Source organism: Leuconostoc sp. (genome assembly GCF_965300815.1).
The window spans coordinates 1-5,773 of sequence record NZ_CBDKZH010000030.1; the positions used below are offsets into that span (position 1 = coordinate 1).

The following is a 5,773-nucleotide window of genomic DNA, read 5'->3' on the forward strand; positions in this document are numbered from 1 at the left end:
TTTTTGCACAGTCCATACAAAAAGTTTTTTGGTGAATTTTATATTATTTTGCACCGCTTTATTATCATTTTGGGCCGTTTATTTGAAGTTCAACTGTTGATTTGTGTGATTAATACCGCTGCAATGGTGGCGGTGTTAGCCTTTTTACAGTTCCCATATTTACTAGGCTTTACCATCATGATTTTCATTTTAGGTTTGATTCCAGTTGTCGGTGTGTTGGTGTCGTTAGTACCGTTAACGATTACCGCCTTTATTATCGGTAATTGGCATACGGTGATTGTCATCCTCATTGCGGTGGCAGTGATTCACTTTTTGGAATCTTACTTCTTGCACCCACATTTTATGTCACATCGGACGCATATGCCCATCTTGGTGATCTTATTGAATTTGATTATCATGGAAAAGCTCTTTGGTGTTTGGGGTCTTGTGATTGGGTTACCAATTTTAACGTTCTTATTAGATTTTTTCAAAATTCAACGTTTTCGTGGCGTTTAAAGCCGCATAAAAAAGCACGTGTGCGCACACGTGCTTTTTTCATTGACAGGAATGGTTTTGGGTGCTAATCTGAAAGGGTTAAATAATTAATCTTCGGGGCAGGGTGAAATTCCCGACCGACGGTGATGGGACAACGTGTCCCAAAGTCCGTGACCCGCGTGATTGTTCATGCGGTTGACACAGTGAGAATCTGTGACCGACAGTTAAAGTCTGGATGGGAGAAGAGATAGAACAAGATAGTGCTGATTGCTATCTTGGGCTTTTTTGAATCGATCAAATTACTGTAAACCCGATGTGCTGTTATTAGCATATCGGTTTTTTTGTCCTGAAAATACAGGAGGTAAAGATGGATGATTTAACAGGGCTTCGTCTGGCAGCTATAGCGGCTGCCAAGGCACAGCCAGAACAAACTTTTGAAAACCCGCGGGTTGGCGCGGTAATCGTGAAGGCCGATCAAGTCTTGGCGGTTGGTTGGCATGAACGGTTTGGTGGGGCGCATGCGGAAATGAATGCGTTTCATCACTTAGGCGCTGCCCGTGATGCACAGGGGGCAACGCTGTATGTTACGCTGGAACCATGTGCAGTCCGTGGTAAAGTAGCCGCCTGTGCTGAAACGATCCGTGACTGTGGGCTGGCACGAGTGGTGATTGGTGACTTGGATCCTAACCCAGCCACACATGGCTTAGGTGTCCAAAAATTACGCGCTGCCGGTATTTCAGTGGTCGTGCTTGATACTGATGATAGTCGTCAACTTAATCCAGCGTTTTATCAGTATCACGAACAGCACCAACCCTATATTCAACTTAAATTAGCTCAATCACACAATGGTTATGTGAGTGCAGTGCGTGGGCAACGTAGTAAAATCACGGATGCCGTGGCGGATTTAGATGTGCATCGCCAGCGTGCGCGACATAGTGCCATCATTGTTGGCTCTGAGACGTGGCGTATTGATCAGCCACGCTTAACCGTACGTGATGTGGTGTTAACGCATCAACAACCGCAACGGGTGGTGATTGATCGGCGTGGTCGCTTGGCGCATGAACCTGCGGCCCGCTTAAAAGACTGGTTGGTGTATACAGAAAATGCGCGATTTGCCCAACAGGAAAATGTTGTATTGATGTCGGCGGGACTACCTGGGATCATTGCTGATCTTGGCCGCAAGGGTATGCAATCTGTGATGGTCGAAGGCGGTCCTACTCTGATGAGGAGCTTCTTACAAGCCCAACTCTGGCATGAATGTCTCATTTACACGGCAGATAGTCTTTTAGCTGATGGCGTTAGCGGGATTGTGTTGCCACAGTTGCCAGATGATATTCAACGCATCGGTCATACGCAACGGAAACGTTATATTAATCAGGAGGTCGCCACATGTTTACAGGCATCACGCAAACCATTGGTCGTGTAACCAGCATTCAGCAGCAATTATCACAAACATTGCGCCTCCAGGTGACCGCGCCTAATCATTTTTTTGAGACCAGTAAGATTGGGGATAGTATCATGATTGATGGCGTTTGTTTAACGATTGTGACGAAAACGGCTGACGTAGCAACCTTTGACATTATGCAACCAACTTATGCCACGACCATTGTGCAACAGTATCAGATTGGGCAAGCTGTTAATCTGGAAAAAGCCATGTTGGCAACTGATCGGTTTGACGGGCATATTGTGTCAGGACATGTGGACGGCATGGCACAAGTGACGCAAGTTGCTCAAATTGAGGACACTGTGTTATTGACATTTAAACCTGAGCAATCGACATTACGACAACAAATTGCGCCAAAAGGCGCTATTACCGTGTCAGGCGTCAGTTTGACCGTGGTCACTTGTGCAACAGATACTTTCACAATCGGGTTAATTCCACATACCTTGACCCACACAACGTTAAGTGACTTACGCGTCGGGGACAAGGTTAATCTTGAAACTGACATTTTAGCAAAATATTTGATGGGAGCGACACATGAGTGATACAGTACAAGCCCGTGTCCGGCAGGCGGTGGCAGCTTTAAAGCAAGGCGAGCTGATCATTTTAACGGATGACCAAAACCGTGAACATGAGGGTGATTTAGTCGGGTTAGCCTCATTTGTGACGCCTGAAAAAATTAATCAAGCACTCACTATTGCCCGTGGGGTACTGGCCGTGCCGATGACCGCTGAACGGGCTGCTGCGCTCGGATTAGCGCAAATGACGCAACAGAATTCAGAAAAATTTGGGACAAAATTTACGGTGAGCGTCGATCATATTGATAGCACAACAGGGGTGTCGGCCTTTGAACGGGCCCATACAATTCAACAACTCGCGAATTTGAGTGCTGGGGCCCAACAGTTTGAAACACCTGGTCATATTTTCCCATTGGTTGCTGAGGATGGTGGCGTCTTGCAACGACAAGGGCATACGGAAGGGGCGGTTGAACTGGCCAAAATTGCCGGTGTGCCACCAGTCGCCTATATTATTGAAATTTTAGCTGATGATGGCCATATGGCTAGAGAAGTAAGTTTGGCCAAGATTGCCGCAACGCATGGCTTACAACAATTAAGTATGGCTGACTTGGTGGCCTATCGTGAATTTGAAGCGACGTTAAGTATTCGGGAAGGCGTAACCGTTCATTTGCCAACGCGGTACGGTGATTTGACGTTAACAGAATATCAAACCGGTCAAGCGGAACCAGCGCTCCTACTCCGCAGTCAACAATCAGTATCAGAACCGCCATTAGTACGGTTACATTCTGAATGCTTAACTGGGGATACGTTTGGGTCCTATCGTTGTGATTGTGGCCCGCAATTACAAGCTGGATTGGCCATGGTCGCCCAAGATGGTGGGGCCGTTTTGTATCTGAGACAAGAAGGGCGGGGAATTGGTTTGCATGAAAAATTACGTAGTTATGTCTTACAAGAGCACCAATTCGATACCTATGATGCTAACCTACACCTCAATCATCAACCTGATGAACGAAATTATAACCAAGCAGCTGAGATACTGCGGGCGGCGGGTTTGACGACGATTCGGTTAATCACCAATAATCCAGATAAAGTGACCGCTTTAAAAGCGTGTGGGATTGACGTTGTCGCGCGTGTGCCGTTGTTAGTTGGCAAAAACCCCTATAACGAAACCTATTTACAAACTAAAAAAGAAAAATTCCAGCACCAACTCTAAAAGGAGACCATGATGATCTATTCAGGCCATTTCACGCAACATGAACAGCGACGAATTGCAATTGTTGTCAGTCGATTTAATGATTTAATTACTGAGCAACTCTTAAAAGGTGCGCAAACGACGCTAGTCATGCACGGTGTCGCAGCAGAAAATATCAGTGTATTTTGGGTGCCAGGGGCATTTGAAATCCCAATGGTGGCCAAGCAAGTCGCCGAAACGCAAGCCTTTGATGGCATTGTGACGCTAGGTGCTGTGATTAAAGGCGATACCGCGCACTATGACTTGGTGATTAATGCCGCGGCGAATGGGGTGGCAGCGCTCGGTCAGACGTTGTCAATCCCAATTGTCTTTGGTGTGGTCACGACGGACACATTAGAACAAGCCCAACATCGTGCTGGCGCCAAAGCCGGCAATAAAGGCGCTGAAGTCGCACTCAGTTTACTCGAAGTGCTTAGTCTTTATGACCAAATTGTGCCCATTGCGCGGCAATAAACAGCATGGTGCACAAGACATCGGCTACATCATTTGAAATAAGTTCAAAAACATTTGAGCAAGCGGTTAACCGCTTGCTTTTTTGTTGTTAAACATATTGGTTGACAAATGTCACATTTCAACATAAAATTTACTTATAAAAAATAAGTGAAAACAAGGAGCAGAACATGGCGCCAGAAAAAGTAATTTTAGGATTAGATACATTTGGGGATGTCCCAAAAAACAGTGATGGGCAGTTGATGACGTATGCGCAAGCTTTGCGTCAAGTTGTCAAAGAAGCGGTGTTGGCGGATAAATTGGGCGTTGATGTCATTACGCTAGGTGAGCACCACCGTGAAGAATTTGCCATTTCTAGTCCTGAAACAGTTTTGGCCGCGATTGCGACACAAACAAAGCAAATTACCCTTGGTTCTGGTGTGACGGTCTTGAGTTCTGATGATCCAGTCCGTGTCTTTGAACGTTTTTCAACATTGGATGCCGTTTCTAACGGTCGCGCCCAGATTATTTTAGGGCGTGGTTCGTTCACAGAATCATTCCCATTGTTTGGTTACGATCTTGGTGATTACGACGCTTTATTTGAAGAAAAAATCGCTATGTTTTCAAAGTTGCTCGAAGAAAAGCCATTTGATTGGCAAGGTGAATTTACCCAGAGATTGAAACAAGCCGATGTCTTTCCAAAAACGGAAAGTGGTCATTTGGACACCTGGGTTGGTGTCGGTGGTTCACCAGAATCGATTGTCCGCGCAGCGCATTTTGGTTTCCCAGTGATTTTAGCCATTATTGGTGGCGATCCGATTCGTTTCAAGCCGTATGTTGAACTTTACGAACGGGCGGCTAAGCAGTTTGATATGCCAACGCACCCGTTGGGAATGCACTCTCACGGTTTCATTGCTGATACGCAAGAAGCTGCTGTTGAGATGGCTTGGGAAAATATTAAGCTCGCCTTTGATAAAATTGGGGTGACGCGTGGTTGGGCACCAATGTCTCGCGAACACTTTGAACACGAAATTCAATCTGGTTCAATGTATGTCGGTACACCAGAAGTTGTCGCCCAACGCATGGCTAAAGCGATTAAGACGCTTGGGGTTGGCCGTTTTGATTTGGTTTATGGTGCTGGTGAGCAACCAGCAGCAGCCCGTGAACGGATGATTGAATTGTACGCCACTGAAGTCATCCCACGTGTACGAGAATTATTAGCGGAGGATTAACCATGGCGATTAAAACAGTCGGTATTTTGGGGGCTGGAAAAGTTGGAATCGTACTGGCACAATTAGCCTTAAAAGCTGGGTACGAGGTGTTGATTGCTGGCTCTGGATCAGTTGAAAAAATCGCTTTAACAGTTGAAGTGTTAGCACCTGGCGCAAAAGCCGTTACGGCAGCAGAGGCGGAGGCTAAGGCCGATTTGGTCATCCTAGCCTTGCCATTAAGTAAGTATGAAACAATTGATCGCTCTGGTTTAGATGGTAAACTCGTGTTAGATGCGATGAATTACTGGTGGGAAGTTGATGGGATTCGTACTGATTTAACCAATCCTTTGCAATCGTCAAGTGAATTAGTCCAACGCTTTTTATCCAATAGCCAAGTGATAAAAGCTTTTAATCATATGGGTTATCATGATTTGTTTGACGAGTCAGC

Annotated in this window: 7 protein-coding genes and 1 riboswitch; all 7 genes read left to right on the forward strand. The window is 45.8% G+C overall.

Annotation, left to right across the window (positions count from 1 at the left end; all coding sequences use genetic code 11):
* Positions 1 to 495, forward strand: a 495-nt coding sequence (locus ACW12G_RS03335) for an AI-2E family transporter (protein ID WP_455647265.1), incomplete at its 5' end; no start/stop codon positions are given.
* An 85-nt stretch (positions 496 to 580) separates the two neighbouring features.
* A riboswitch (FMN riboswitch) is annotated at positions 581 to 725 on the forward strand.
* Between the two features lie 116 nt (positions 726 to 841).
* Positions 842 to 1,900 (forward strand): bifunctional diaminohydroxyphosphoribosylaminopyrimidine deaminase/5-amino-6-(5-phosphoribosylamino)uracil reductase RibD, encoded by a 1,059-nt coding sequence (ribD, locus tag ACW12G_RS03340; RefSeq protein ID WP_455646855.1) that lies wholly within the window; start codon positions 842 to 844, stop codon positions 1,898 to 1,900.
* Entirely contained in the window at positions 1,864 to 2,460 is a 597-nt protein-coding gene (locus ACW12G_RS03345) for a riboflavin synthase (protein WP_455646854.1), read from the forward strand. Before ribD ends, ACW12G_RS03345 begins: the two co-directional genes overlap by 37 nt.
* Positions 2,453 to 3,646 carry a GTP cyclohydrolase II gene (ribA, locus tag ACW12G_RS03350; RefSeq protein WP_455647266.1) on the forward strand — a complete coding sequence of 398 codons (1,194 nt, stop codon included), beginning with the start codon at positions 2,453 to 2,455 and terminating at the stop codon, positions 3,644 to 3,646. Before ACW12G_RS03345 ends, ribA begins: the two co-directional genes overlap by 8 nt.
* 12 nt (positions 3,647 to 3,658) lie before the next feature.
* Positions 3,659 to 4,138 carry a 6,7-dimethyl-8-ribityllumazine synthase gene (gene ribH / locus ACW12G_RS03355; protein WP_146977351.1) on the forward strand — a complete coding sequence of 160 codons (480 nt, stop codon included), beginning with the start codon at positions 3,659 to 3,661 and terminating at the stop codon, positions 4,136 to 4,138.
* Between the two features lie 167 nt (positions 4,139 to 4,305).
* Positions 4,306 to 5,346 (forward strand): LLM class flavin-dependent oxidoreductase, encoded by a 1,041-nt coding sequence (locus ACW12G_RS03360; protein WP_455647267.1) that lies wholly within the window; start codon positions 4,306 to 4,308, stop codon positions 5,344 to 5,346.
* Between the two features lie 2 nt (positions 5,347 to 5,348).
* Positions 5,349 to 5,773, forward strand: a 425-nt coding sequence (locus ACW12G_RS03365) for an NADPH-dependent F420 reductase (protein ID WP_455647268.1), incomplete at its 3' end; no start/stop codon positions are given.

Excerpts from the sequence above, each read along its gene's own strand:
- ribD (WP_455646855.1), top strand. The coding sequence starts at position 842 with ATGGATGATTTAACAGGGCTTCGTCTGGCAGCTATAGCGGCTGCCAAG.
- ACW12G_RS03345 (WP_455646854.1), top strand. The coding sequence starts at position 1,864 with ATGTTTACAGGCATCACGCAAACCATTGGTCGTGTAACCAGCATTCAG.
- ribA (WP_455647266.1), top strand. The coding sequence starts at position 2,453 with ATGAGTGATACAGTACAAGCCCGTGTCCGGCAGGCGGTGGCAGCTTTA.
- ribH (WP_146977351.1), top strand. The coding sequence starts at position 3,659 with ATGATCTATTCAGGCCATTTCACGCAACATGAACAGCGACGAATTGCA.
- ACW12G_RS03360 (WP_455647267.1), top strand. The coding sequence starts at position 4,306 with ATGGCGCCAGAAAAAGTAATTTTAGGATTAGATACATTTGGGGATGTC.